Origin of the sequence: Kibdelosporangium persicum, assembly GCF_013280595.1 — a bacterium.
In the GTDB taxonomy this organism is placed as follows: domain Bacteria; phylum Actinomycetota; class Actinomycetes; order Mycobacteriales; family Pseudonocardiaceae; genus Kibdelosporangium; species Kibdelosporangium persicum.
Map to the genome: position 1 here is coordinate 177,389 of NZ_JAAATY010000003.1, position 26,192 is coordinate 203,580.

19 protein-coding genes and 1 pseudogene are annotated in these 26,192 nt (G+C 69.0%); 12 read left to right on the forward strand and 8 right to left on the reverse strand.

All coding sequences use genetic code 11. The features are described 5' to 3' along the window. Window positions 1-82 precede the first annotated feature (82 nt). Window positions 83-709 (reverse strand): hypothetical protein, encoded by a 627-nt coding sequence (locus tag GC106_RS07590; RefSeq protein ID WP_246365080.1) that lies wholly within the window; start codon window positions 707-709, stop codon window positions 83-85. A 1-nt stretch (window position 710) separates the two neighbouring features. After that, complete coding sequence (locus GC106_RS07595; RefSeq protein WP_173125897.1) at window positions 711-1,715, reverse strand: hypothetical protein; 1,005 nt, start codon at window positions 1,713-1,715, stop codon at window positions 711-713. A 197-nt stretch (window positions 1,716-1,912) separates the two neighbouring features. Here GC106_RS07595 and GC106_RS07600 point away from each other — a divergent pair, with 197 nt between their 5' ends. After that, complete coding sequence (locus GC106_RS07600; RefSeq protein ID WP_173125900.1) at window positions 1,913-2,527, forward strand: FKBP-type peptidyl-prolyl cis-trans isomerase; 615 nt, start codon at window positions 1,913-1,915, stop codon at window positions 2,525-2,527. Between the two features lie 79 nt (window positions 2,528-2,606). On the opposite strand, the gene GC106_RS07605 is transcribed toward GC106_RS07600, so the two are convergent. The 3 genes from GC106_RS07605 to GC106_RS07615 form a co-directional block, all read right to left on the reverse strand. Continuing rightward, entirely contained in the window at window positions 2,607-3,065 is a 459-nt protein-coding gene (locus GC106_RS07605) for a nitroreductase family deazaflavin-dependent oxidoreductase (RefSeq protein ID WP_173125903.1), read from the reverse strand. Between the two features lie 123 nt (window positions 3,066-3,188). After that, window positions 3,189-4,205 (reverse strand): PQQ-dependent sugar dehydrogenase, encoded by a 1,017-nt coding sequence (locus GC106_RS07610; RefSeq protein ID WP_173125906.1) that lies wholly within the window; start codon window positions 4,203-4,205, stop codon window positions 3,189-3,191. Between the two features lie 89 nt (window positions 4,206-4,294). Further along, window positions 4,295-5,227, reverse strand: a complete 933-nt coding sequence (locus GC106_RS07615) for a heme o synthase (RefSeq protein ID WP_173125909.1) — start codon at window positions 5,225-5,227, stop codon at window positions 4,295-4,297. Window positions 5,228-5,545: 318 nt separating this feature from the next. Between GC106_RS07615 and tkt the strand changes: the two genes are divergently transcribed. From tkt to GC106_RS07665, 10 genes are all read left to right on the forward strand, one after another. Further along, window positions 5,546-7,642 (forward strand): transketolase, encoded by a 2,097-nt coding sequence (tkt, locus tag GC106_RS07620; RefSeq protein WP_173125912.1) that lies wholly within the window; start codon window positions 5,546-5,548, stop codon window positions 7,640-7,642. Further along, window positions 7,639-8,751: a transaldolase gene (gene tal / locus GC106_RS07625; protein ID WP_173125915.1), complete on the forward strand. Its 1,113-nt coding sequence runs from the start codon at window positions 7,639-7,641 to the stop codon at window positions 8,749-8,751. The genes tkt and tal overlap by 4 nt, the downstream gene beginning before the upstream one ends. Window positions 8,752-8,760: 9 nt before the next feature. Beyond that, window positions 8,761-10,365, forward strand: coding sequence for a phosphoglucose isomerase-related protein (locus tag GC106_RS07630; protein ID WP_173125918.1), 1,605 nt, complete (start codon window positions 8,761-8,763; stop codon window positions 10,363-10,365). Next, window positions 10,362-11,888 carry a glucose-6-phosphate dehydrogenase gene (gene zwf, locus GC106_RS07635; RefSeq protein ID WP_173125921.1) on the forward strand — a complete coding sequence of 509 codons (1,527 nt, stop codon included), beginning with the start codon at window positions 10,362-10,364 and terminating at the stop codon, window positions 11,886-11,888. The genes GC106_RS07630 and zwf overlap by 4 nt, the downstream gene beginning before the upstream one ends. Next, window positions 11,885-12,838 (forward strand): glucose-6-phosphate dehydrogenase assembly protein OpcA, encoded by a 954-nt coding sequence (gene opcA, locus GC106_RS07640; protein WP_173125924.1) that lies wholly within the window; start codon window positions 11,885-11,887, stop codon window positions 12,836-12,838. Before zwf ends, opcA begins: the two co-directional genes overlap by 4 nt. A 239-nt stretch (window positions 12,839-13,077) precedes the next feature. Continuing rightward, the gene (gene lon / locus GC106_RS07645) at window positions 13,078-15,435 is read left to right on the forward strand and encodes an endopeptidase La (protein WP_173125927.1); all 2,358 of its coding nucleotides are present in this window, start codon (window positions 13,078-13,080) and stop codon (window positions 15,433-15,435) included. Between the two features lie 90 nt (window positions 15,436-15,525). Then, the gene (locus tag GC106_RS07650) at window positions 15,526-16,218 is read left to right on the forward strand and encodes a Clp protease N-terminal domain-containing protein (protein ID WP_173125930.1); all 693 of its coding nucleotides are present in this window, start codon (window positions 15,526-15,528) and stop codon (window positions 16,216-16,218) included. 55 nt (window positions 16,219-16,273) lie between these two features. After that, complete coding sequence (locus GC106_RS07655; RefSeq protein ID WP_173125933.1) at window positions 16,274-17,188, forward strand: asparaginase; 915 nt, start codon at window positions 16,274-16,276, stop codon at window positions 17,186-17,188. A 4-nt stretch (window positions 17,189-17,192) separates the two neighbouring features. After that, window positions 17,193-17,960, forward strand: coding sequence for a 6-phosphogluconolactonase (pgl, locus tag GC106_RS07660; protein WP_173125937.1), 768 nt, complete (start codon window positions 17,193-17,195; stop codon window positions 17,958-17,960). Window positions 17,961-18,049: 89 nt separating this feature from the next. Further along, window positions 18,050-19,273, forward strand: a complete 1,224-nt coding sequence (locus GC106_RS07665) for a serine/threonine-protein kinase (RefSeq protein ID WP_173125940.1) — start codon at window positions 18,050-18,052, stop codon at window positions 19,271-19,273. 3 nt (window positions 19,274-19,276) lie between these two features. On the opposite strand, the gene GC106_RS47585 is transcribed toward GC106_RS07665, so the two are convergent. Then, on the reverse strand, window positions 19,277-20,263 hold the full coding sequence (locus tag GC106_RS47585) for a glycerophosphodiester phosphodiesterase family protein (protein ID WP_312872547.1): 987 nt from the start codon (window positions 20,261-20,263) through the stop codon (window positions 19,277-19,279). Between the two features lie 15 nt (window positions 20,264-20,278). Then, window positions 20,279-21,322 (reverse strand): annotated as a pseudogene (locus GC106_RS47590) (glycerophosphodiester phosphodiesterase family protein); the annotation flags it as partial. 148 nt (window positions 21,323-21,470) lie between these two features. On the opposite strand from GC106_RS47590, the gene GC106_RS07675 reads away from it, so the two are divergent. Beyond that, window positions 21,471-24,836, forward strand: coding sequence for a phosphodiester glycosidase family protein (locus GC106_RS07675; RefSeq protein WP_173125946.1), 3,366 nt, complete (start codon window positions 21,471-21,473; stop codon window positions 24,834-24,836). A 4-nt stretch (window positions 24,837-24,840) separates the two neighbouring features. Here the strand turns inward: GC106_RS07675 and pabB are convergent, their stop codons facing one another. Next, entirely contained in the window at window positions 24,841-26,190 is a 1,350-nt protein-coding gene (gene pabB / locus GC106_RS07680; protein ID WP_312872520.1) for an aminodeoxychorismate synthase component I, read from the reverse strand. Window positions 26,191-26,192 lie beyond the last annotated feature (2 nt).

A 26,192-nucleotide genomic window follows, 5' to 3' on the forward strand; every position in this document is an offset into this window, starting at 1 on the left:
AGTGAGGGCATCGTAGGTGGTGAGACGCCTGATGAGAGCGGTCATGATGACACTGGGACGGGTTTTGGCGCCTTCCTACAAGTCACAGGCGATCAGCCAGGTGACCCAGCCGTTCCTCGACGGGCACGTGCCTGCGGCTGACACTCGACACCGGGTCGAACGACAGGCTCCAGCCGCGCACCGGCCGCGACTTCACCAGGAACGTCATCGTGCCGTCCGCGGCCTTCGGGATGCGGTGGAACTCGTCCGACAGCATCGTGCCGGACTCCCCCGTCTCACACACGCCGCTGTGCACCATGGTCGCCGACCTGATCGTCACGCCGTGAGGGTCCAGCTCCGCGTCGAACCGTTCGTGCACATAGCATCCGCGCAGGATCGTGGTGCAGAAGTGGTACCTGTGGTTGTGCACGGAGTCCGCGTAGCCGATCCGCCAGTCGCGCTGCGGTTTGTACTCGTGCAGCCAGAACGAGAACTTGTCGCCCGGGTCGTTGAGCAGGCACCAGGCGAAGTGGGTCGTGGTCTCCCGTGACCGCGAGATGACCGCCGCGGCGACCTCCCCGGACAGGGTCCCTAAGTGGTGACGCAGCTCGTCGCGCAGTCCCGGCCGGTTCGCCCACTGGGTGAACCGGCCGCTCACCGCCGTCCAGTCGGTGACGTCGACGGCTCGCAGTTCGCCGGCCAGGTCGGCCAGCGCAGACGTCGTTCGCATTTCAGTTCTCCAGCCCTGCGGCTTTGGTGAATTCTTCGCGGAAGTCGTGGAACTGGCGCTCCAGGACCGCGAACCCCTCGTCGGAAAGGGGCGTCGACGTGATCTTCTCGAACAGGGCCAGGAATTCCTGCCGGGTGGTGTCCGGGGTGATGACGAATTTCTGGGCAGTCCGGGTGTCGCGCATTCGCTGGAACTCGGCGCGTTGCATGCCGTAGATGAACGAGCCTTCCGAGAAACGCAGCGTACGCGGGTACAAAGAGGACGCTCCGCCGACATCGCTGTACAGCGTCAGCCATACGCTGTCGTCGAAGATCTCCAGCCGGTCGAGTGGCGGTTCGGCGATCACCGCGATGTCGATCGACGTGCACCGGCTGCGGGCGAGGAACAATCCCACGATGCCGATCGAGATCTCGTCGACCAACCGCGCGCGGATCTTGTCGTAGTCGCCGGTCGCGCCTTCGTTGCGCAGCAGGTACCGGGCGCGGCCGCTGATCGCCGAGTGCTGCCGCGGGTCGGCCACCACGGTCCGCAGTTCCCACTCCGACCTGGTCAGCAGCAGTCTGGCGGCGGCGTGCCTGCCGGAGAACCCGCGGAAGAAGTACTGCCTGCTGCGCCGCAGGTCCGCCATCAGCAGCCGGTTGAACTCCGGATCGGGCCGGGCGCTGGCCTCGAAGACGTGCGTCGGGAAGAACTCGTGGTTCAGCGCACGGTACTCGGCCGACAAATCCCGCAGCGCCCGTTTGCTTTCCTCGACCAAAGGAGTGACGAGTGCCTTCTGTGACGCGGCGGCCGTGATCAGTGTCTGACCAGAACCGACAATGGCCGACACCATTGTGCCGGTGCCGAGCGCGGTCACCAGGTTGCGGAAAAGGCCGGCGTCCATCGCACTGGATATCCACAGGCTACCGATCGAGATCACGAGCAGAACGGCGAGCAACAAGCCGGTCCTGGTCCAGAAGAGCTCTTGGATCGGATTCTTGCGGATGCCGCTGGCGTCCGCGGACACCGGGTCACCTCCTTGACAGGCACTCGAACGGACGAATGCGTACTGTGTCCGTTTGTGCGCGAGCAGTTACTGTACGCTCATCGCGACGAACTAGGAATCGGGAAAACGGGGGATGTTCATGTTCACCGTCCGGCGCATCGCGACGGCTCGGGCACCCGATGGAACCAGTGCGTGACCCGGTTGCCTAGGGTGACGCCATGCGTATTGCAGGCAAGGTCACGATGGTTTCCGTGGCGCTGGTGGCGGCGGCCACGCTGAGCGCCTGTGCCAACTCCGAGCAGGCCTCCACCGGGTCCCCGACCCGCACCTCGACTCCCCCGCCACCGTCCACCACGAGCGCGCGGTCGACGGCGACCACCAGTGCGACCACGGCGACGGCCGGAGCGACGAACCCGGCAGGCGCGGAGTGCACCGCCGACGACATCCAGGTCACCGGCGACTTCGGCCAGAAGCCGACGATCACCATCCCGGCCACCTGCCAGCCGCCGAAGCAACTGCTGATCAAGGACCTCAAGCCGGGCACCGGCGCCGAGATCAAGACCGGCAGCTCGATCCAGGCGAACTACCTGCTGCAGACCTGGTCGGACAAGAAGCTCGTGGACAACTCGTTCGACCGCGGGCAGCCCTTGGAAGTGCAGGTCGGCAGCGGCCAGGTCATTCAGGGGTGGGAACAGGGCCTGCTGGGCCTGAAGCAAAACGGCCGCCGTCTACTGGTGATCCCTCCCGACCTCGGTTATGGCGCGCAGGGCAAGCCGCCGGTCAAGCCGAACGAAACCCTGGTCTTCGTGACCGACGCCGTGCAGGTCAGCTGACGCGATCGAAGCCGCAGGCTCCCGGGGCGTTCGTCCCGGGAGCCTGCGCATGTCCCGGTGCGGCCACCACGTCGGCTGTTCAGCGGGACGTCAGCCGGAACACCCTGAGCCTGCGCGAAGTCCTGGACTGGTAGGAGTTGTACACCGGCCACGTGCGCACCAGGTGCGGCCAGATCTGTTCACGCTCCTCATCGGACAGCAGCCGGGCCTTCATCCGCCGGGTGCGTCCCTTGATGTTCACGGTCACGTCCGGGTTGGCCATCATGTTGACCGTCCACACAGGATGACCCGGGCCGCCCCAGTTGGATCCGACGAGCAGAACGTCGTCGCCGTCCGGCACGTACAGCAGCGAGATCTGGCGCGGCACACCGGTTTTGCGGCCCGTGACCGTCAGCGTCAACGACGGCATCCCCGCGATGCCGACCAGCGTGATACGGCCTTTCGTCAGCTTGTACAGCACCTTGTCGATACGCACGACGGCCGGTCGGATTTTGGTGAGCCACGGGCGGGATGCCGTCCAGCGGGCGATTCTGCGCATCAGCTCCATGGCGGGTCAACCTACCGCGCACAACCCAGCACTGGAGACTGCCCGAACCCAGGTAACCCCTCGTGAGTGTTTATCGGTGTTCTAACACTGATAAACACTCACGAGGGTGGGAGGCTATGCCCCGTCGCTGCGGACGATCCGGTCGTCAGCGGCGACCGGTGAGCCCCGGCCGTCACGGTTGCTGGTGGTGAAATACAGGTTGCCGTCCGGGCCGGCGACCGGCGTGCGCAACCGCCCGAACTGGTTCTGGTACAGCGCCCGCGGCGTGCCGACTCCGGTGCCGGTCACCGGGATCACCCACATCCGCTGGCCGCGCAGCCCCGCCATGTAGAGGTTGTTGTTGTAGAAGGCGATGCCGCTCGGGGACGCCTGCGCCGTCGACCACACCTGCAGCGGATCGACGTAGCTGGGGTTGTTGCAGCGCCCCTCACACGTCGGCCAGCCGTAGTTGCCGCCGGAGGTGATCTGGTTGAGCTCGTCCCACGTGTTCTGGCCGAGTTCGGCGGAGAACAACCGGCCGTCGGCCGACCAGGTCAGGCCCTGGACGTTGCGGTGGCCGAGGGAGTACACGAGCGAGTTGAACGGATTGCCGGGTGCGGGGCGTCCGTCCGGTGTCATCCGCAGGATCTTGCCCGCGAGTGACGCCTGGTTCTGCGAGTTGGCCGAGTTGGCCGCGTCGCCGGTGCCCGCGTAGAGCAGGCCGTCGGGGCCGAACGCGAGCCGTCCGCCGTTGTGGATGTTCGCCTTGGGGATTCCGGTCACGATCGGCTGGGGCGCCTGCCCGAGCACGACTCGCGCGATCCGGTTGTCCGAGGCGGTGGTGTAGTAGATGAAGACCGTCTGGTCCTGCGCGAACTGCGGGGAGACCGCGAGCCCGAGCAGACCGCCTTCACCCTGTGCGCTGACGCCGGGGACCGTCTGGACGTCCGAGACGACGCCGCCGCGCAGTTGCCGGATCTTGGCCGTGTTGCGTTCGGTGAACACCGCCGTGCCGTCGGGCAGGAAACCCAGGCCCCACGGAACCGCCAGTTGCGACGCGACCACGGTGGTCGCGGCCTGGGCCGGAACGGCGGAGAAAGTCAGTCCGGTGATCGCCGCGGCGGCCATGACCAGGCTGGTGCGTAACTTCATTGGTGCTGTCCTCCTTGACTGCAGGGTCAGAGGTACAGACCGATGATGTCGTAACCGTCACACTGTTTGTGAACAGACGGCGCGATGTTTCAGAAAACGCTGGTCACCGGCAGGCCGATCGCGGAGTCGACCGCGACCATCACGAACACCGCGCACAGGTAGGTGTTCGACAGGTGGAAGACCTTCATCGGATTCGTCTCGCCACCGCGCCGGTAGACGTTGTGCAGCTTGTGCACCGCGGCGAGGAAGACCGCGCCGAGGACCACCGCGGCCACCGCGTAGATCCAGCTGGTCGCGGGCACGAGCAGCAACCCGCACAGGACCATCGCCCACGAGTAGAGCACGATCCGGAACGAGACCTGACGAGGTGTGGCCACCGCCGGCAGCATCGGCACACCGGCCCGGGCGTAGTCGTCACGGAACTTCATCGCCAGCGCCCACGAGTGCGGCGGAGTCCAGAAGAAGATCACGCCGAACAGCACCAACGCGGGCCAGCCCACGTCACCGGTGACCGCCGCCCAGCCGATCACCACCGGCATGCACCCCGCGATGCCGCCCCAGACGATGTTCTGTGACGTGCGCCGCTTGAGCAGCATCGTGTACACGAAGACGTAGAACAGAATCGCGCCGACGCACAGGACCGCGGCCACCCAGTTCGTGGTGAGCCACAGGAAACCGCAGGACAGCACGCCGAGGATCACGCCGAAGACCAGCGCGTTACGGACCGGGACCTCGTGTTTGACCAGCGGCCGGGCGCTCGTGCGCTTCATCACGGCGTCGATGTCGGCGTCGACGACGCAGTTCAACGCGCCGGCACTGCCCGCGGCCAGCGTGCCGCCGACCATGGTGGCCAGTACCAGCCAAGGTGACGGAATACCGCGCTGCGCGAGCAACATGGCCGGGATAGTGGTGACGAGCAACTGCTCGATGATGCGCGGCTTGGTCAACGCGACATATGCGCGGACGACATCCTTGATCGTGCGTCGCGGAGTGGTGGTGGGTGCGTCAGCGGTGATGCTCACGGCGCTCCCTGCGCGAGGCACACCGGCGACATGACACTCCTAGAAGTGGTTGAAAACCGTTCGGGTACGGACGGAATAGTAGACGGGCTACATACGGAGACCTGCGGCGGGTACACGTGAGCCGAACCACCGGAACCGTCTCGTCCGTGAATGAAGCAAGAACACACCCCTGTCCAGCCGCGTCCCGGCTCGCAAGGACCGGCGGGATGACTACGCTGAGACGAGGGACGAGGGACAACCAGCGGGAACACCGTTTCGCTCGGCACGACGACACCAGACGTGTTCCCGCACGAGCAAGGGAAGTGGGAGCACAAGCCCGTGTCGAAAGACGACATCACCCGCCTGACCACAGCAAACGTTCCGGCTGACTGGACGGACCTCGACAAGCGGGCGGTCGACACGATCCGCGTGCTCGCCGCCGAGGCCGTGCAGAACACCGGCAACGGCCACCCGGGCACCGCGATGAGCCTCGCGCCGCTGGCCTACACGCTGTTCCAGCGCATCATGCGGCACGACCCGGCGGACCCGGACTGGGTGGGCCGCGACCGGTTCGTCCTCTCGGCGGGTCACTCCAGCCTCACGCTGTACCTGCAGCTGTTCCTGTCCGGATACGGCCTGGAGATCGAGGACATCGAGCAGTTGCGCAAGTGGGGCTCCAAGACCCCCGGCCACCCCGAGCACGGGCACACCCGCGGCGTGGAGATCACCACCGGCCCGCTGGGCCAGGGCCTGGCCTCGGCGGTCGGCATGGCGATGGCCGCCCGCCGCGAGCGTGGCCTGTTCGACCCGGACGCCCCGCAGGGCGAGAGCCCGTTCGACCACCAGATCTACGTGATCGCGTCCGACGGTGACATCGAGGAGGGCATCACCTCCGAGGCGTCGTCGCTGGCCGGGACCCAGCAGCTGGGCAACCTCACGGTGATCTACGACGACAACAAGATCTCCATCGAGGACGACACCGCGATCGCGCTGTCGGAGGACACCGCCAAGCGCTACGAGGCCTACGGCTGGCACGTCCAGGTCGTGGAGAGCGGCGAGAACGTCACCGGCATCATCGAGGCGCTGGAGCGGGCCAAGGCCGAGACCACGCGCCCGTCCTTCATCCTGCTGCGCACGATCATCGGCTTCCCCGCCCCGACCAAGATGAACACCGGCAAGGCGCACGGTGCCGCGCTGGGCGAGGACGAGGTCGCCGAGGTCAAGAAGATCCTCGGCTTCGACCCGGAGCAGAAGTTCGTCGTCGAGCCGGAGGTCCTGGCGCACGCGCGGGCGGTGGTCAAGCGCGGCGAGCAGGCCAAGGCCGAGTGGCAGCCGAAGTTCGACGCGTGGGCCGAGGCCAACCCGGAGCGCAAGGAGCTGTTCGACCGGCTCGTCGCCCGTGAGCTGCCGGAGGGCTGGGCCGCCAAGCTGCCGTCGTGGGAGCCGGACCCGAAGGGCATCGCCACCCGCAAGGCCTCCAACGAGGTGCTCAACGCGGTCGCCGACGTGCTGCCCGAGCTGTGGGGCGGGTCGGCCGACCTGGCGGAGAGCAACAACACCACGATGAAGGGCGCGGACTCGTTCGGCCCGACGTCCATCGCCACCAAGGAGTGGAACGCCCAGCCCTACGGCCGGACGCTGCACTTCGGTGTGCGGGAGCACGCGATGGGCGCGATCCTCAACGGTATCGCGCTGCACGGCCCGACCCGTCCGTACGGCGGTACGTTCCTCGTGTTCAGCGACTACATGCGGCCGGCGGTCCGGCTCGGTTCGCTGATGAAGACCGCGGCGATCTACGTGTGGACGCACGACTCGATCGGGCTCGGCGAGGACGGCCCGACGCACCAGCCGATCGAGCACCTGGCGGCGCTGCGGGCCATCCCGGGCCTGACCGTGCTGCGTCCCGGCGACGCGAACGAGACCGCGGCGGCGTGGAAGGCCGCGATCGAGCGGCCGCACGGCCCGATCGGTATCGCACTGACCAGGCAGAACCTGCCGATCCTCGAAGGCACCGACGCCGAGGGCGTCGCCAAGGGCGGGTACGTGCTGGCGGACGCCTCCGACGGCAACCCCCAGGTAGTGCTCATCGCCACAGGGTCGGAGTTGCAGATCGCGGTGGACGCGCGGAAGGTCCTCGAGGCCGACGGCGTTGCAACACGTGTGGTCTCGATGCCGAGTGTGGAGTGGTTCGACGCGCAGGACCAGGCGTACCGCGACCAGGTGATCCCGCCGTCGGTCCGCGCTCGTGTCTCCGTCGAGGCAGGCATCGCGCAGCCGTGGCACCGCTTCGTCGGCGACGCCGGTGAGGCGATCTCGATCGAGCACTACGGCGCGTCCGCCGATTACCAGACTTTGTTCCGCGAGTTCGGTTTCACGACCGAGGCCGTTGTCGACGCGGCACGGCGCTCGCTGCAGCGAGTGGAGGAAGGCAAGTGACACACCAGAAACTGACCGCGCTCACCGGCTCGGGCGTATCCATCTGGCTGGACGACCTGTCCAGGGAACGCCTGAACACCGGCAACCTCGCCGACTTGATCCGGGACTGGAACGTCACCGGGGTCACCACCAACCCGACGATCTTCGCCAACGCCCTGAGCAAGGGCGAGGCCTACGACGAGCAGGTCCGCGAGCTCGCGGCCCGTGGCGCGGACGTCGACGCGACCGTCCGCGAGATCACCACGACCGACGTGCGCACCGCCGCCGACGTGTTCCGGGACGTCCACTCCGCCACCAACGGCGTGGACGGCCGGGTGTCCATCGAGGTCGACCCGCGGCTGGCGCACGACACCGAGCGCACCGTCGCCGAGGCGAAGGACCTCTGGAAGACCGTCGACCGGCCGAACCTGATGGTCAAGATCCCGGCGACGGTCGCGGGCCTGCCCGCGATCACCAAGGTGCTGGCCGAGGGCATCAACGTGAACGTCACGCTGATCTTCTCGATCGAGCGCTACCAGGCCGTGATGGACGCCTTCATCGAGGGCATCGAGCAGGCCAAGGCCAACGGGCACGACATCTCGCAGATCCACTCCGTCGCGTCGTTCTTCGTGTCGCGTGTGGACACCGAGATCGACAAGCGGCTGGACAAGCTGGGCACCGAGGACGCGAAGGCGCTGCGCGGCCAGGCCGCGATCGCCAACGCGCGGCTGGCCTACCAGGCCTACCTCGACGCGTTCGGCACCGACCGCTGGAAGGCGCTGGCCGGCGCGGGCGCGCACGCGCAGCGTCCACTGTGGGCGTCCACCGGCGTGAAGGACCCGTCCTACCCGGACACCCAGTACGTCGACGAGCTGGTCGCGCCGAACGTCGTCAACACCATGCCGGAGAAGACGCTGCAGGCCGTGGCCGACCACGGCAAGATCGACGGCGACAAGGTCACCGGACGGGCCGAGGAGGCGCAGGAGGTCTTCGACGCGCTGAGCGACCTGGGAATCGACCTGGACGACGTGTTCAAGGTGCTCGAGGACGAAGGCGTCGACAAGTTCGAGAAGTCCTGGACCGAGCTGCTCGAGACGGTGTCGGGCCAGCTGAGCAAAGCAAAGGGCTGAGATTTCCCCATGATCGAGATCTCCGTCGACATCGTCGACGACAAGCTCGCGGAGGAGACCGCGACGCTGGTGCGGACGCTGGTGGCCGACAAGGTCGCCAGCCGGATCGCCGCACAGGACGCCACGCTGTGGGGTCCGGAGGCCGAGTCCGAGGCGGCCATCCGCCTCGGCTGGACCACTCTGCACGAGACGTCCCGGCCATTGCTCGCGCAGATCGACGCGTTGCGCGCCGAACTGCACTCCGAGGGCGTCGACCGGGTCGTGCTCGCCGGCATGGGCGGGTCCTCGCTGGCGCCCGAGGTGATCACCGCGACCGCGGGCGTGCCGCTGGTCGTGCTGGACACCACGGACCCCGCGCAGGTGGCCGACGCGCTGGCCGGCGACCTGTCCCGGACCGTGCTCGTGGTCTCGTCGAAGTCCGGTGGCACGGTCGAGACCGACAGCCACCGCCGGATCTTCGAGAAGGCCTTCGGCGCGCAGGGCATCGACGCCGCGTCGCGGATCGTGGTGGTGACCGACCCCGGTTCGCCGTTCGAGAAGCTGGCCGCGGACGCGGGCTACCGCAAGGTGTTCCTGGCCGACCCGAACGTCGGCGGCCGGTACTCCGCGTTGACCGCTTTCGGCCTGGTCCCGTCCGGCCTGGCCGGCGCGGACATCGCGACCCTGCTGGACGAGGCGGCCGCCGCGGCGGCGGTGCTGGCCAAGGACGAGGACACCAACGCCGGGCTGGTGCTGGGCGCCGCGTTGGGCGTACGGCACTCCGAGGGCGCCGAGAAGGTGGTCTTCGCCAACACCGACACCAGTGTGAAGGGCTTCCCCGACTGGGTGGAGCAGCTGATCGCGGAGTCGACCGGCAAGCAGGGCACGGGCCTGCTGCCGGTGGCGACCGAAGGCGTCGACGCGCCGGGCTTCGCCGACGCGGGTGACGACGCCACCGCGACCGCGATCGGCACCCCCGAAGGCGCCGCCCGGGTGTCCACCTCGGGCTCGCTGGGCGGGCTGTTCCTGTTGTGGGAGTACGCCACCGCGATCGCCGGCCGGTTGCTCGGCATCAACCCGTTCGACCAGCCGGACGTCGAGGCCGCCAAGAAGGCGGCGCGGGCGCTGCTGGACCAGCCGCCGGGCTCCGGTCAGGACGAGACACCGTCGCTTGTGGACGGACCGGTCGAGGTGTACGGCGCGGAAGGCGGGTCGCTGACCGAGGTGCTGCGGTCCTTTGTGGCCTCGGTGCCGGAGTTCGGCTACATCTCCGTCCAGGCCTACCTGGACCGGCTGGACGACGCGTCCGCGGCGCTGCTGCGGTCCGAACTGGCCAGGCGCACCGGATTCCAGACGACCTTCGGCTGGGGACCGAGGTTCCTGCACTCGACCGGGCAGTACCACAAGGGCGGCCACCAGAACGGGGTCTTCCTGCAGATCACCGGTGCGGTGCAGGACGACCTCGAAGTGCCTGACCGGCCGTACACCCTGGGCGTGTTGCAGCGAGCGCAGGCACTGGGCGACGGGCAGGTGCTCAAGCAGCGCGGCCGTCCGGTGCTGCGGCTGCACCTGACCGACCGGGCCGCCGGCCTCGCCCACCTCGTGAAAGCCGTGCAGGAGGTTGAACGGCCGTGAGCACATGGCAGAACCCGCTACGCGACCCGCGGGACAAGCGTCTGCCGCGCATCGCCGGACCGTGCGGCCTGGTGATCTTCGGCGTCACCGGTGACCTGTCGCGCAAGAAGCTGATGCCGGCGATCTACGACCTGGCCAACCGCGGCCTGCTGCCGCCGGGCTTCGCGCTGACCGGGTTCGCCCGCCGCGAGTGGGAGAACCAGGACTTCGCGCAGGTCGTCTACGAAGCGGTCAAGGCGCACGCGCGGACCCCGTTCCGCCAGGAGGTCTGGGACCGGCTGGCCGAGGGCATCCGGTTCGTGCAGGGCACCTTCGACGACGACGAGGCGTTCGACCGGCTCGCCGAGACGGTGCGGCAGCTGGACGAGGAACGCGGCACCGGCGGCAACCACGCGTTCTACCTGTCGATCCCGCCCGCCGCGTTCCCGGTTGTGTGCAAGCAGCTCGCGCGCTCCGGACTGGCCCACCAGGACGGTGAGAGCTGGCGCCGCGTGGTGATCGAGAAGCCGTTCGGGCACGACCTGGAGAGCGCGCGTGAGCTCAACCAGATCGTCAACGAGGTCTTCCCCGAGGAGTCGGTGTTCCGCATCGACCACTACCTCGGCAAGGAGACCGTGCAGAACATCCTGGCGCTGCGGTTCGCCAACCAGCTGTACGAGCCCATCTGGAACGCCAACTACGTCGACCACGTGCAGATCACCATGGCCGAGGACATCGGTCTGGGCGGCCGCGCGGGGTACTACGACGGCATCGGCGCGGCGCGGGACGTCATCCAGAACCACCTGTTGCAGCTGATGGCGTTCACCACGATCGAGGACCCGGTGTCGTTCTCGCCGCAGTCGCTGCGGACCGAGCGGATCAAGGTCCTGGCGGCGACCAAGCCGGCGCAGCCGTTCTCCGAGACGACCGCGCGCGGCCAGTACACCGGTGGCTGGCAGGGCGGCAAGAAGGTGCCCGGCCTGCTGGAGGAGGAGGGGTTCCCGCCCGACTCCAAGACCGAGACGTTCGCCGCGATCACGCTCGAGGTGAACACCCGCCGCTGGGCCGGTGTGCCGTTCTACCTGCGCACGGGCAAGCGGCTGGGCCGCCGGGTCACCGAGATCGCGGTGATGTTCAAGCGGGCGCCGCACCTGCCGTTCGACCAGACCTCGACCGAGGAGCTCGGCCAGAACGCCGTGGTCATCCGGATCCAGCCGGACGAGGGCATCACCATCCGGTTCGGCTCCAAGGTGCCGGGCACCACGATGGAGGTCCGGGACGTCACGATGGACTTCAGCTACGGCCGGGCGTTCACCGAGTCGTCGCCGGAGGCCTACGAGCGGCTGATCCTGGACGTGCTGCTGGGTGAGCCGTCGCTGTTCCCGGTGGCCGACGAGATCGAGCGGTCGTGGGAGATCCTGGACCCGATCCTGGAGTTCTGGTCGCAGCAGGGCAGGCCGGATCCGTACGCACCGGGTGAGTGGGGCCCGCCGTCGGCGGACAAGATGCTCGCCCGCACCGGCCGGACGTGGAGGCACCCGTGATCATCGACATGCCCACGACGAACACGGCGAAGGTGAACGCCAAGATCGTCGAGCTCCGTCAGCAGGGTGGCGCGGTCGCGTTGGGCCGCGTGCTGACCCTGGTGATCGTCACCGACGACGGGGAGAAGACCGAGGAGGCCATCGACGCGGCCAACGAGGCCAGCCGTGAGCACCCCTGCCGCGTGATCGTGGTGGCCAGGGGTGCCCGGGAGGCCGCGCCGCGGCTGGACGCGCAGATCCGCGTCGGCGGCGACGCGGGTGCCTCGGAGGTCGTCGTCCTGCGGATCTACGGCGAACTGGTGGAGCACGGCGAGACGTGCGTGATCCCGTTGCTGCTGCCGGACGCGCCGGTGGTGGCCTGGTGGCCGTCCGAGGCGCCGGAGAAGCCCGCCGAGGACCCGATCGGGCAGCTGGCACACCGCCGGATCACCGACGCCGCGACCGACCCAGACCCGACACGGGCGCTGGAGCAGCGTCGCCTGTCCTACGCGGAGGGCGACACGGACCTGGCGTGGACCCGGCTCACCCAGTGGCGCGCCTACCTGGCCGCGGCGCTGGATTTGCCGCCGCACGAGGAGGTCACCGGCGCCACGGTGGCCGGTGCGACCGATTCGCCGTCGACGGACCTGCTGGCCGGCTGGCTGGCGGCGTACCTGAAGATCCCGGTCCGCCGGGTGCCGCCGCGCAAGAACGCGCCGGGCATCAACTCGGTGGTGCTGGAACGCAAGTCCGGCGCGGTCGAGCTGACCAGGCCGGACGGCAAGGTCGGCACGCTGCGCCAGCCCGGGCAGCCCGACCGCCGCGTGGCGCTGGCGCGCCGCAACGTGAAGGACTGCCTGGTCGAGGAGCTGCGCAGGCTCGACCCGGACGAGATCTACGAGGCCACCCTGCTCGAAGGCCTCAACCGGGTGAACATCGGCGCCGAAGAGCCAGCGGCCGCTCCCGCTTAGCCTCTCGACCGCCGCAAGCCGGTGGGGTCGTCGGTCAGGCCCCACCGGCTTTCCCTTGCCCGCGTGTCCACCGCTCCGGCACCCCGAGATGCACTTTCCGGCACCCCGAGTTCGCCATTCCGGCACCCCGAGTTCGCCGTTCGGCGGTCCGTTCGCTCTGGGCGATCTCCGGAATGGTTCGTCGATCTACGTAGTTGAGCCAGACAGACTCAAGCTTCTTCGTAGAGGGTGTGACAGCCGTGAGCGAGACGTTGAACCTCCCCGTTCTACCGCTGGATGACGTCGTCGTGCTGCCCGGAATGGTCGTGCCGGTCCGGCTCGCCGAAGCCGAGGCCAGGGCCGCGATCGACGCGGCGCAGGCCGCACAGACAGCCGGCCGGTCGAAGATCCTGCTGGTCCCCAGGCTGGACGGGAAGTACGCCAAAGCGGGCACGGTCGGCGAGATCGAGCAGATCGGCCGCCTGCCGGGCGGGCAGAAGGCCGCCGTCGTCCGCGGCATCTCCCGCGCCAAGATCGGTGCCGCGACCAGCGGCCCGGGTGCCGCGCTGTGGGTCGAGGCGACCGAAATGGACGACCAGGCCGACGAACGGGCGCGTGACCTGGCCAAGGAGTACAGGAGCCTGGTCACCGCGATCCTGCAGCGCCGGGGCGCGTGGCAGGTCGTCGACCAGGTGCAGCAGGTGAGCGATCCGGCGCAGCTGGCCGACCTGGCCGGGTACGCCCCGTACCTCACCGAAGAGCAGAAGCTGTGGCTGCTGGAGACCCCGGACGTGACCGAGCGGCTCGGCAAGCTCGTCACGTGGGCCCAGGAGCACATCGCCGAGCTGGACGTCGCCGAGACGATCAACAAGGACGTCAAGGAAGGCGTCGAGAAGCAGCAGCGCGAGTTCCTGCTGCGCCAGCAGCTGGCCGCGATCCGCAAGGAACTGGCCGAGCTGGACGGCAAGCCCGCGTCCGAGGAGCAGGACTACCGGGCCCGCGTCGAGGAGGCGGACCTGCCCGAGCACGTCGGGAAGGCCGCGCTCGACGAGGTCGACAAACTGGAGCGCACCTCGGAGCAGTCGCCGGAGGTCGGCTGGATCCGGACGTGGCTGGACACCGTCCTGGACATGCCGTGGAACACGCGGACCGAGGACAGCTACGACATCAAGGGCGCGCGGGCGGTGCTCGACGCCGACCACGCCGGCCTGGATGACGTGAAGGAACGGATCATCGAGTACTTGGCGGTCCGTCGCCGCCGGGCCGACCGTGGCCTGGGTGTTGTCGGCGGCCGTCGCAGCGGTGCGGTGCTGGCGCTCGTCGGTCCGCCCGGTGTCGGCAAGACTTCGCTGGGCGAGTCCGTCGCGCGGGCCATGGGCCGCAAGTTCGTGCGGGTGGCCCTGGGTGGCGTCCGTGACGAGGCGGAGATCCGTGGTCACCGCCGGACCTACGTCGGCGCACTGCCCGGCCGGATCGTGCGGGCCATCAAGGAGGCCGGTTCGATGAACCCGGTCGTGCTGCTCGACGAGATCGACAAGGTCGGCGCGGACTACCGGGGCGACCCGACCGCGGCGCTGCTCGAAGTGCTCGACCCGGCGCAGAACCACACGTTCCGCGACCACTACCTCGAGGTCGAGCTGGACCTGTCCGACGTGGTCTTCCTGGCCACGGCGAACGTCCTCGAGTCCATCCCCGGCCCGTTGCTCGACCGCATGGAGCTGGTGCAGCTGGACGGGTACACCGAGGACGAGAAGGTCGTCATCGCGCGTGACCACCTGCTGCCCCGTCAGCTGGACCGGGCGGGCCTGACCGCCGAGGACGCGACGTTCGAGGACGACGCGTTGCGGCTGCTGGCCGGCGAGTACACCCGTGAGGCGGGCGTCCGGCAGCTGGAGCGGGCGATCGCGCGGGTGCTGCGCAAGGTGACCACCAAGCTGGCGCTCGGCGAGGACCTCACGTCGGTCCACATCGGAGCCGCGGACGTCAGGGAGTACCTGGGCAGCCCGAAGTTCAAGCCGGAGTCGGGCGAGCGCACGTCGGTCCCCGGTGTGGCGACGGGGCTCGCGGTGACCGGTGTCGGCGGCGACGTGTTGTTCGTCGAGGCCTCGTTGGCGGACAAGGAGACCGGGCACACCGGCGTGACGCTGACCGGGCAACTGGGCGACGTCATGAAGGAGTCGGCGCAGATCGCGTTGTCGTACCTGCGGTCGCGGGGCGCGGAGCTGGAGCTGCCGGTCGGTGACCTGTCCGAACGGAACATCCACATCCACGTTCCGGCGGGCGCGGTCCCGAAGGACGGCCCGAGCGCGGGCGTCACGATGACCACCGCGTTGGCGTCGCTGCTGTCCGGGCGGCCGGTGCGGTCCGAGGTCGCGATGACCGGCGAGGTGTCGTTGACCGGCCGGGTCCTGCCGATTGGCGGCGTGAAGCAGAAGCTGCTCGCCGCGCACCGCGCCGGGCTGACCACGGTCCTGCTGCCCAAGCGCAACGAGCCGGACCTGGAGGACGTGCCCGAGACCGTGCTGAAGGAGCTGACCGTGCACCTGGTCAGCGACGTCCGGGAGGTCCTGAACCTGGCTCTGCGGCCGGCGACTTCGGAAGCCGCCATCGCGGCCTGACCAGCACGGACACCAAGCCACCCGCGCCACGGCGCGGGTGGCTTTTCACACCCCTTGCGACTAACCCCATGCGGGGGTATAAATGGGGTTATGCCAAAGATCAACGTGTACCTCCCCGACGAGCTGGCCGAAGCGGTCAAAGCGGCGTCCCTGCCCGTGTCCGCGATCTGCCAGCGCGCCCTGGAGCAATCAGTGCGTCGGGTGACGGCGATCCGGGCGATCGCGCTGAACGACTTCGACGACAGCCAGCTGACCCAGTTCACCGAGCGGACCCGCACGGTGATCAGGCTGGCGGTGGAGGCGGCGGCGGGCGCGCCGAACGTGGGAACGGAGCACCTGTTAGCCGGAATCCTGCGGGAAGGCACCAACCTGGGGGTGCATGTCCTGCGAGCCATGGAAATCGACCCGAAGCTGGCGGAGACCGCTGTGGCCGCCCGGATTCCCACGGCCGGCGGAGAGCCGCCCACGAGGTTCAGCGACTTCGCCGCGAACGCGCTCGAACTGACCGTCACCGAGGCGCTCTCGTTGGGACACAACTACGTCGGCTGCGAGCACCTGCTGCTCGGCCTGCTGAGCGAGCCGGGCGGCACCGCCGGGGACGTCCTGCGTGAACTGGGTATGGACGTGAAGACCACACGCCAGACGGTGGTGGCCGCCCTGACCGGGTACCAGCACCTGCGCGCACAGCCCGGCAACGATCCGGTGCTGGCCGCGGTGCGCAAGGAACTGCAGCCGATCATCGAGCGGATCGAGCGGCTGGAACAGCGAGCGGACGGCACCTGATGGGCCGGGCCATCCTGGTCGCGATCCTGGTGGCGATTCTGATAGGAGCCCTGGTGTGAGACGCGTGCTGCTCGTGGCCACCGGCGACACGATGGCGTACCTGCGTGATCCGCCCGGGATGGCGACCGGTTCGCAGTTGCTGTGCGGGATCGCCTACGTGCCCGGCGCCGGCGTCACCGTCGAGGACGTACTGGCCGAACCGAGCTGGGACACCTCACCGGGCACCATGCTGACGATCGCGCGCAGGGCTCGTGCCGCGCTGCTGGAAGGCTTCGACGGAGTGGTGATCACGCATGGCGTCGACACGCTTGAGGAAACGGCGTTCCTCACCGAACTGGTCGTCGGGCACGTCCGTGGTGCCGTGGTCTTCACCGGCGCGACGAGTCCTTTCGACGCACCAGGCAGCGACGGCCCGCCCAATCTGACCACGGCGATCGCCGCTGCCGCGGATCCGGCGGTGGACAGCACCGTCGTGTGCTTCAACGGCGAGCTGCACGCGGCGAGATGGGTGAGACTGGCGACCGCCACGTCCTTCGAGTCCGGTCAAGTCCTGGGCCGGGTCGGCCGACAGGGCGTCACGATGACCGCGGCTCCCCCGCCGCGGCTGCCGGAGATCGACGGTGTCCCGGAGACCGACGTCGCGTTGATCAAGACGTACCCGGGGATGCCGCCGTCGTTGCTGACCGCGGCGACGGACGCGGGCGCGCGCGGCATCGTGCTGGAGGGCACGGGATCGGGCAACGTCCCGGTCGAGCTGTTCATCCCGATCAGCGAACTGACCGAATGGGACATCCCGGTGGTGATCGCGTCCCGGGCGAGAACGCCGGACATGACCAGCCTGGCCGCGAAGGTCGGGGCGATCAGCGCGCGCGGGCTGAGCCCCGGGCATGCCCGTATCGCGTTGATGGCCGCGCTGAGCGAGGGAGGGGTGCACTCGGCACGCGAGTGGTTCGATCACCTGCTTGGATAGTGCCATGACAGCAGCACCTCAGGTCGTGGTCCTGGCCAACTCGGATCTGCTCGCGGCGGCGACGGCGGCCCGTCTGGTGACCAAGCTGGTCGACGCCCAAGCTTCCAAGGGAACCGCTTCCGTGGTGCTGACCGGCGGCCGGACCGGGACCGCCGTGCTCGCTCAGCTGCTGGCCTCCCCGGCGAAGGACGCCGTCGACTGGTCGAACGTCGACTTCTACTGGGGCGACGAGCGGTTCCTGCCCTCCGGGCACCCGGAGCGCAACGAGACCCAGGCCCGTGATGCGTTGCTGGATCACGTACCGGTCGACCCGTCGCGGGTCCACGCGATGGAACCGTCGGACGGGAAGTTCGGTGACGACCCGGACGCCGCGGCTGAGGCGTACGCCGGACTGCTGGCGTCCAAGGCCCAGCCGGACGACCAGGGACTGGTGCCGACGTTCGACGTGTGCCTGCTGGGTGTCGGCGAGGAAGGCCACACCGCGTCGATCTTCCCCGGCTCCCCCGCGGTCCACGAGACCGAGCGGACGGTCGTGGCGGTGCGCGACTGCCCGAAGCCGCCGCCCACCCGCGTGTCCCTGACGTTGCCCGCGATCCGGCGGTCCGGCGAGGTCTGGCTGCTCACCGGCGGCGAGGCCAAGGCCGCCGCGATCGCGATGGCCCTGGGCGGCGCCGGCGAGGTCGAGATCCCCGCGGCCGGCGCCCGCGGCCGGCAACACACCCTGTGGCTGCTGGACAAGGCCGCCGCCGGAAAACTGCCGCCGCCGTCCTGACCGGCTCGCGGCCTGCGGGCTGGTCTGGCCGCAATTGCGGGCTGTACATATCCATGCACATGGCGGCACCGGTGACATAGCTTCGAACGGTGTCCGAGGACTCAGGCATCCGTGAGCTCGCCGGTCGGTACCGGCTGATCACGCCGCTGGGACAGCGGGTGATGCGCGGGTGGGACCTGCACCTGCGCCAAGTTGTGGCGGTCCGGTTGTTCGCCCCACAGGACGAGCCGGACCGGTTCGTGCAGCGCGCGAGTACGTTGACGGACCTGTCCCATCCGGGTCTCGTGCGCGTGCTCGACGCCGGGATCGCCGACGGACGGCCGTTCCTCGTCCAGGAGTTCATCGCGGGCACCCCGTTGCGGGCGCGGCTGTCCGAAGGACCGATGACCGCCGCCGAAGTGACCGAGCTCGGGACGGCGCTGGGCCGGGCGTTGGCGTACGCGCATTCGCAGGGCGTCGCGCACGGAGGCGTCCACCCGGGCAACATCTTGCTCGGGCCGAGCATGGAGCCGTATCTCACCGACGTCGGCATCGCGGAGACCACGGCCTTCTCCTACGTCGCACCGGAACAGGCCAACGGCGGAGAACCGGCCATGGCGTCCGATGTGTACTCATTGGGCCTCGTGCTGCTCGAAGCACTGACCGGCCGGGTCGAGTATCCCGGCGACGACGAGATCACCGCGCTGGCGAGAGTGAGCCGGGCGCCGATCGTCGATCCCGGTTCGCCGCACGCCCAGGCGTTGCGGGAGATGCTGCGGCCGGACCCGAACGACCGCCCGGACGCGGCCACCTGCGTGGACCTGTTGCGTGGTTCGTCGGCGAAATCCCGCGTGCAGACAAGAACCGTCCTGGTCGCCGCGGTCGCGGCGGCCGTCGCCGCCACGGGCATCGCGATCATGATGACCGTGGCGAAGCAGCAACCGCAGCCCCTGGTGGAGCCGCGCGTCGCGCCGCAGCAGGTGACTGTCACCGCTGAGGTGACGGCGACACCGACGGCCCCGGTCGCACCGCCGATCACCGAGGTCATGGACCAGTCGCCGGACGCGCCGCCGTCCTCGGCCGTGCAGCCGCCCGGCGGGACACCGCAGCCTCCCGCTTACGGCGGCCCGCACGACCAACCGGTGCTGGCGCATCCCGAACTGATCGCTCCGCCGGTGTACACGCAACAGTGGTTTCCCTGGTACCCGTGGGAACCGGCTCATCCGGACAACGCGCAGGTGAAGAAGCCACCGAAAAAACCCAAGAAGACGGAGAACTCACCTGCGTCCCCTCCCCCGCCGGCAGGCGGCGAGGAAGAGGACGAAGACGACTGACGGTCAGCGCAGGCCGTTGCGCCGCGCCACCGCGATCAGCACGTCCGGGTCGTCGGAGATGACGCCGGTGACGCCGAGGTCGATCACCCGCTGGATGGTCGCCTCGTCGTTCACCGTGTACGGCACGACTTTCAGGCCGTACTTCGACTCCAGCACCGGGGCGTCCGGGCCGAAGTAGTACTTCGGGTCAGTGCGCAGGTACCAGTCGTCCGAGGGGACCTTGGTCTGCTTCGGGTCGTGCACCTGCCAGTTCGCCGACACGGTCGACGCGCCCGCGGCCCGCACCAGCTTGCCCAGGTCGCGGTACTTCCACCAGTCGAGGCCGCCGGTCCACGGGCTCTTGACCGACGGGTCACCGTAAGCGGCCATCAGCGAGCATTCGTCAGCGACGGTCCTGCACTCCTCCGGACCGTACTGCCAGACCAGCGCCACGGTCTCGATGCGCCGGTCCAGGGCACGGGCCAGCCGGATGGTCCGCCAGTCGAACGACTGGATGGTGGCCCGCTGCGCCAGTCCGGCACGCCCGATCGCACCGACCAACTGCGCGGTGAACTGCCAGTACGGTGCGGTGTCGTCGGCCGTCGGGCTGATCTTGGTCTCGATGTTGACCCGGACGTCGGTCCGGCCGCTCCGCTTGACCAGGTCGAACACCTCGGCCAGGGTCGGGATCCGCGCACCGGGCGCGGCGACCTGCTTGGGGAACTCCGGCAGGGTCTTGCTGCCGCAGTCGATCGTCTTGATCTGCGCCAGGGTCAGCTGCCGGATCTGCTTGCCGACGTACGGGAACTCCGGGTCACCCGGCTTGACCGGTGCCGTGTCGGCACAGTGTGAGCCGTTGACGGTCCGGTCGTGGATGACGACCAGCTGGTTGTCCTCGGTCACCCCGGTGTCGAGCTCCAAGGTCGACACCTCGGGCAGGCCGAGCGAGTACTGGAACGCGGCCAGCGTGTTCTCCGGGCGCACCGACCGGCCGCCTCGGTGCGACTGGATGTCGAACGGCGACGCGTACGCGCGCGGAAGCTTGAACCCGCGCTGCTTCATCAGCTCCCGCAGGCGGTCCGGGTAGTCGGTGATGATCCCGTCAACGCCGTCGTCGATCAGCTTGGCCATGGTCGGCACGTCGTTGATCGTCCACGGCACGACCTTGATGCCGTTGCGGTGCGCGTCGCGGACCATGTCCTTCGTGACGTACGGCTTGTAGTCCGGGTCGGTCACCTTGCCGCTCTGCGGGAAACCGTGCACCGGCGAGAACGCGCTGGCCTTGAAGGACTTGACCGCGGCGATCGGGTCGCCGCCGAAGTCGTCGATGTCGATGCCGCCGAGCCACGGCGACTTGCCCGGCTTGCCGACCTGGAGGAAGTCGTAGTTGGTCAGTGCGGTCAGGGGCAGTTCCGGAGCGATCTGGCGCATCCGCATCAGGGCGCCCCAGTCGAAGCTCTGGATGCCGACCCGCCTGGTGAACCCGGCCGCCCGGATCTCCCGCGCGGTGACCTGCACGAACTGCTCGCGCGGCGCGGTCTCGGCAGGCGCGCCCGCCTCCACCTTGGTCTCGATGTTCAGCCTGACGTCGTCCGCGCGGTAGCGCTTGACCAGGTCGAACACCTCACGCAGCAGCGGCATCCGGGACCCGGGCGACGTGACCGCGTTCGGGAAGTCGGGCAGCTTCTTCGATCCGCAGTCGAGTGTCCTGACCTGCGCGAGCGTCAGCGTGTTGACGTACTTGCCGACGTACGGGAACTCCGGGTCACCGGCTGTGGCCGGCGCGGTGTCCGCACATTTGCGGCCGTCGACGCGGCGGTCGTGCGTGACGACTGCCTGGCCGTCCTCGGTGATCTGCAGATCGAGCTCGAGCGTGCTGACGCCGAGCCGGATCGCGGTGCCGAACGCGCTGAGCGTGCCCTCCGACCGCAGGCCGATCCCGCCGCGGTGGGCCTGTAAGTCGAAGTCGCCGTGCTTCTGCCGCTCGGCCTGTGCTGGCGCCGCGAACAGGCCCGCGACCATGACGGTCGCGAGACCCGCGAGGGCACTCTTCGGCCAGATCCTTCTCATGGGCGGGGATGCTTTCAGTCCCAGACGAACGAACCACGACCATTCACTGAACTTTTCTCGGGACTACACCGAAAGGCGGTTTCCCCGGCAACTGCTGACCAGGTTGGCTGTTAGCTCGTAAAGTGTTCACACCCTTTCTGGAGTTCCCGTGTCCTTACGCCAGCGGGCAGCCGCGCTGCCCCTGTTCCTGCTGGTGGGGCTGGCTACGCCGGCCGTCGCCACACCGGTGGTGGACCTGCCGGATACACCGTCGGTCCGTTCCGCGGTCGATCCGGCGCACCGCATCGAGACGTCTCGGAGCACTCGGCCGGTTGCTCCCGGTGTGACGCTGAGCTCGTTCGACTGGTACGAGCCCGGTGATGCGGGCGGCTGGATACGCGGTGACTCGCTCACCGTCGACCTCGCCGCGGGCACCACAGTGGACTACCTGGACCCCGGGCTGGTCACCAAGGCGGAGCCGCTGTCCACTCAGGCCAGTGCCAAGCGCGCGGTCGCCGCGGTGAACGGGGACTTCTTCGACATCAACAACTCCAACGCCCCGCAGGGCGCGGGCATCAAGTCCGGCACGCTGGTCAAGTCGGCGCAGCCGGGACACAACCGGGCGGTCGGCATCGACGCTGCCGGGATCGGCCGCGTCATGGAGGTCTTCTTCGAGGGCACCCTGACGCTGCCCTCCGGCACGGCCAGGCTGACGCAGCTCAACAGCGCGCAGATCGACACCAACGGCATCGGCGTGTTCAACCCGGTCTGGGGCACGTACTCCCGCGACCGCGCGACACGGGGTGCCACCCGGGTCGCCGAGGTGATCGTGCAAGGCGACACGGTGACGCAGGTCCGGCCGGCTCCAGGCGCGGATGCCTTGCCCGCCAACGGCTACGCCCTCGTCGGGCGAGAGGCGGGCGCGGACACGCTGGCCGCCCTGAAGCCCGGTGACAAACTCACGGTGCGGTATTCCTCGCGGACCAGTGACGGCAGCACGCCCAAGGCGCTCATCGGCGGCAACCAGCTGCTGCTGCGCGACGGCCAGGTCGTCGCACCGGACGACCCGCTGCACCCACGGACCGCGGTCGGGTTCTCCGCGGACGGCAAGAAGATGTTCCTGTTGACCGTGGACGGCAGGCAGGCGCCCTACCTGCTCGGCCTCAACCTCAAGGACATGGCCGCCATCCTGAAGGAGATGGGTGCCCACAACGCGTTGAACCTCGACGGCGGCGGTTCGTCCACGATGCTGGCGCGCGAACCGGGCACCACCGAGCTCGACGTCGAGAACACCCCTTCGGACGGCGCCGAACGCCCAGTCCCGAACGGACTCGCGCTGTACGCGCCCGCGGGCAGCGGAAAACTGACCGGGTTCTGGGTGACCACGGCGAGCGACCCGGACCGGTCCCCCGGCGCGGGCCCGATCCCCGGTGGCCGTCCGGACCGCGTGTTCCCCGGGTTGACGCGGCGACTGGTCGCGCACGGGTACGACGAGACCTACGGTCCGGCCCAGGGTGCGCACACGTGGCACGCGGGCAGCGGCGGCCGGATCGGCAACGACGGCGTCTTCCACGCCACGCGCACCGGAACCACCAAGGTCTCCGCCCGTAACGGCCGGATCTCCGGCGATGTGACCCTCACCGTGCTCGGTCAGCTCGCCCGGCTCACGCCGACGACATCACGTCTGAGCCTCGCGGGTGAAGGCGCCACGGCAAGCGTCGGCATTGTCGGCTACGACAACGACGGGTTCACCGCGCCGATCGAGCCCGCCGACCTCAAGCTGGACTACGACAGGTCCCTGGTGGAGATCACACCGACCGAGAACGGCGCACTGCAGGTCAAGGGCCTCAAACCGCTCGGCTCCGCGATCATCACCGTCACCGCGGGCCAGCAGGTCACCAAGATCCCGGTGACCGTCGGGCTGGAGGAGCGCACGTTCGCCACGTTCGACGACGGCGCCTCGTGGACCTTTGGCTCCGCACGGGGCAGTGGTTCGGTCGCTCCGGTCCCGGATGGACACACCGGCGCCGGGCTGAAGCTGTCGTACGACTTCACCCAGTCCACCGGAACCCGTACCGCGTACGCGATCCCGCCGCAGCCGATCAAGATCCCGGGTCAGCCGCTGGCCCTCGGCGCGTGGGTGTACGGCAACGGCAAGGGCGAGTGGACCGCGTTCACCGTGATCGACGGCCAAGGCCAGACGCGGTCGCTGTACGGCCCGTACATCACGTGGACCGGCTGGAAGTACCTGGAGATCCCGGTTCCGTCCGCGATGGCGTTCCCGTTGACCGTGACCAGGTTCTACACCATCGAGACCAAGGCGGACCGGCAGTACACCGGCGAGGTGCTGATCGACGACTTCGTCGCCAAGGTGCCGCCGGATGTGCAGATCCCGCCGGAGACAGTTGTGCCTGACCGCATCGTGGTGCAGGACGGGACGGTCGGCGACCGGCCGTGGCGGTTCGCGGTCATGTCGGACGCCCAGTTCGTGGCCCGCAATCCGGACAGCGACCTGGTGAAGGCCGCCCGCCGGACCTTGCGGGAGATCAAGGCACAGAAGCCGGACTTCCTGGTCGTCAACGGCGACTTCGTCGACGAGGCCGCACCGGCCGACCTCGCGCTGGCGCGCCGGATCCTGACCGAGGAGCTGGGCGACGAGCTGAAGTGGTACTACGTGCCGGGCAACCACGAGATCATGGGCCCGGGCACGATCGACAACTTCCGCGCCGAGTTCGGGTCCACCAACCGGACCTTCGACCACAAGGGCACCCGGTTCGTGCTGCTGGACTCGTCGACCGGCACGCTCCGCGGCGGCGGCTTCGACCAGACCGCATTGCTCCGCGAAGCGCTCGACTCAGCTCGGAGCGACAAGTCGGTGCGCTCCGTCGTGGTGATGGAGCACCACCCGCCCAGGGACCCCACGCCCGCCAAGGGCAGCCAGCTGTCCGACCGGCTGGAGGCCTCCATGGTGGAGCAATGGCTCGGTGCGTTCCGGCACGAGACCGGCAAAGGCGCCGCGTTCATCGGTGCGCACGTCGGTGTGTTCCACGCGTCGCGGGTGGACGGTGTGCCGTATCTGATCAACGGCAATTCCGGCAAGGCCCCGGGTGGTAACTCCACACTGGGCGGCTTCACGGGATGGAGCCTGCTCGGTGTCGACAACAGTGCCGACACCAGGAACGGCCACAACAAGGGCCGGGACTGGCTCGCCGCCGAGATCCGCCCGCATGTCGACGCGCTGAGCATCGACGCACCGAGCGCGCTCAAACCTGGCGCCTCGGCGAAGGTCACGGCGACCTTGACGCAGGGCACTCGCCAGGTCCCGGTCGCGTACCCGGTGAGTTACGACTGGTCCGGCTCGCCGAGCCTGTTGATCGGTGACTGGCGTGACCGGCGGCCGTGGCACATCGCGCGCCTCGATCCGGCGACCGGAGAGCTGACCGCGTTGCGGCCCGGCACCTTCACGGTCGCCGTGACGGTGAACGGGGTGACGCAACGGTCGACTGTTCAGGTGCGGCTGCGCGCCGCATCCTGACTGGTCACCCGACCGGGAACTCGGCGCCGAGGACGCGCAGCATCGCCGTGGCTTTCACGACGGTCTCGTCGAACTCGGCGCCGGGCTCCGAGGGATCGATGATCGCGCCACCGACGCCGAAACTGGCCTCGCCCGCCCGGACGACCAGGGTCCTGATGACGATCGACAGGTCGACGTGCCCGGACAACGAGAAGTAGCCGAGCGCGCCCGAATAGACACCACGCGGGCCCTGTTCGAGCGAGTCGATGATCTCCATGGTGCGGATCTTCGGCGCCCCGGTCATCGATCCGCCGGGAAAAGCCGCCTGTACACAGTGGACCGGCGAGACGTCCGGCCGGAGGCGCGCCCGGATCGTGCTGACGAGCTGGTGCACGGTCGCGTAGGTCTCGACTTCGAAGATCGCGGGCACCTGGACCGAACCCACGACCGCGCAGCGGCTCAGGTCGTTGCGGACCAGGTCGACGATCATGAGGTTCTCGGCCCGGTCCTTCTCGTTGACGGCCAGGTCCCGGCGCAGCGCCCTGTCCTGTGCGGGCGTCGCACCACGTGGCCGGGTTCCCTTGATCGGCCGCGATTCCACGGTCCCGTCAGGCAGGATCTGTAAGAACCGTTCGGGCGACGAACTGAGCACAGCCATGTCGCCGAGGCGCAGATAGGCACCGTACGGCGCGGGGCTTTGCCGCCGGAGCAACCGATACGCGTGCCATGGGTCGATATCGGCCTGCACGGACACCATGTTGGTCAAGCAGACCTCGTAGCTCTCGCCGCGCCGGATGGCCTCCTGGCACGACTCGATCATCTCGACGTAGGAGTCCCGGCTGTGCCGCGCGCGAACCTCCGGCGCGTGAATCGGGCCAACCGGCTCCGGCCGCGGTAACGCGGCGAGTAACGCGGCGGTCGCGCTGATCCAGTCCCGGTCGGCGGAGACGAGGTAGACGTCGGCGGCGGCGTGGTCGAAGACGATCGTGCGGTCGACGTACATCAGGACCGCGTCGGGATCGACGGACTCGAACGCACGGGACCCGCCGCATTCGGCCTTCAGCTCGTAACCGAGATAACCGACCCAGCCGAGGGTGAAGCCGAACGGCACGTCCGGCACCTCGACCGGGACCCGCAGCGCCTCGGCCAGCCAGTCGAACACGCCGGGACGCAGCACGTCACCGTCCAGCTCGATCCGGTCGGGCCAGGCCCGCATCACGCGACCGGCCGCGCCCATGAACGAGAACCGGCCGCCGGTCGCGCTGTCGAGCCAGAAGGCGTACGGCGCGTCCCGGTACAGAGCGTCGAACGCCGCCTCGGCCGGCACCGCGTAACCGAGCCGGGTGACCTGGACCTCGGTTACCGCGACGTTCACCC

Excerpts from the sequence above, each read along its gene's own strand:
- GC106_RS07610 (WP_173125906.1), bottom strand. The coding sequence starts at position 4,205 with ATGAAGTTACGCACCAGCCTGGTCATGGCCGCCGCGGCGATCACCGGA.
- GC106_RS07650 (WP_173125930.1), top strand. The coding sequence starts at position 15,526 with ATGCCAAAGATCAACGTGTACCTCCCCGACGAGCTGGCCGAAGCGGTC.
- GC106_RS07590 (WP_246365080.1), bottom strand. The coding sequence starts at position 709 with ATGCGAACGACGTCTGCGCTGGCCGACCTGGCCGGCGAACTGCGAGCC.
- GC106_RS07630 (WP_173125918.1), top strand. The coding sequence starts at position 8,761 with ATGATCGAGATCTCCGTCGACATCGTCGACGACAAGCTCGCGGAGGAG.
- GC106_RS07605 (WP_173125903.1), bottom strand. The coding sequence starts at position 3,065 with ATGCGCAGAATCGCCCGCTGGACGGCATCCCGCCCGTGGCTCACCAAA.
- GC106_RS07600 (WP_173125900.1), top strand. The coding sequence starts at position 1,913 with ATGCGTATTGCAGGCAAGGTCACGATGGTTTCCGTGGCGCTGGTGGCG.
- pgl (WP_173125937.1), top strand. The coding sequence starts at position 17,193 with ATGACAGCAGCACCTCAGGTCGTGGTCCTGGCCAACTCGGATCTGCTC.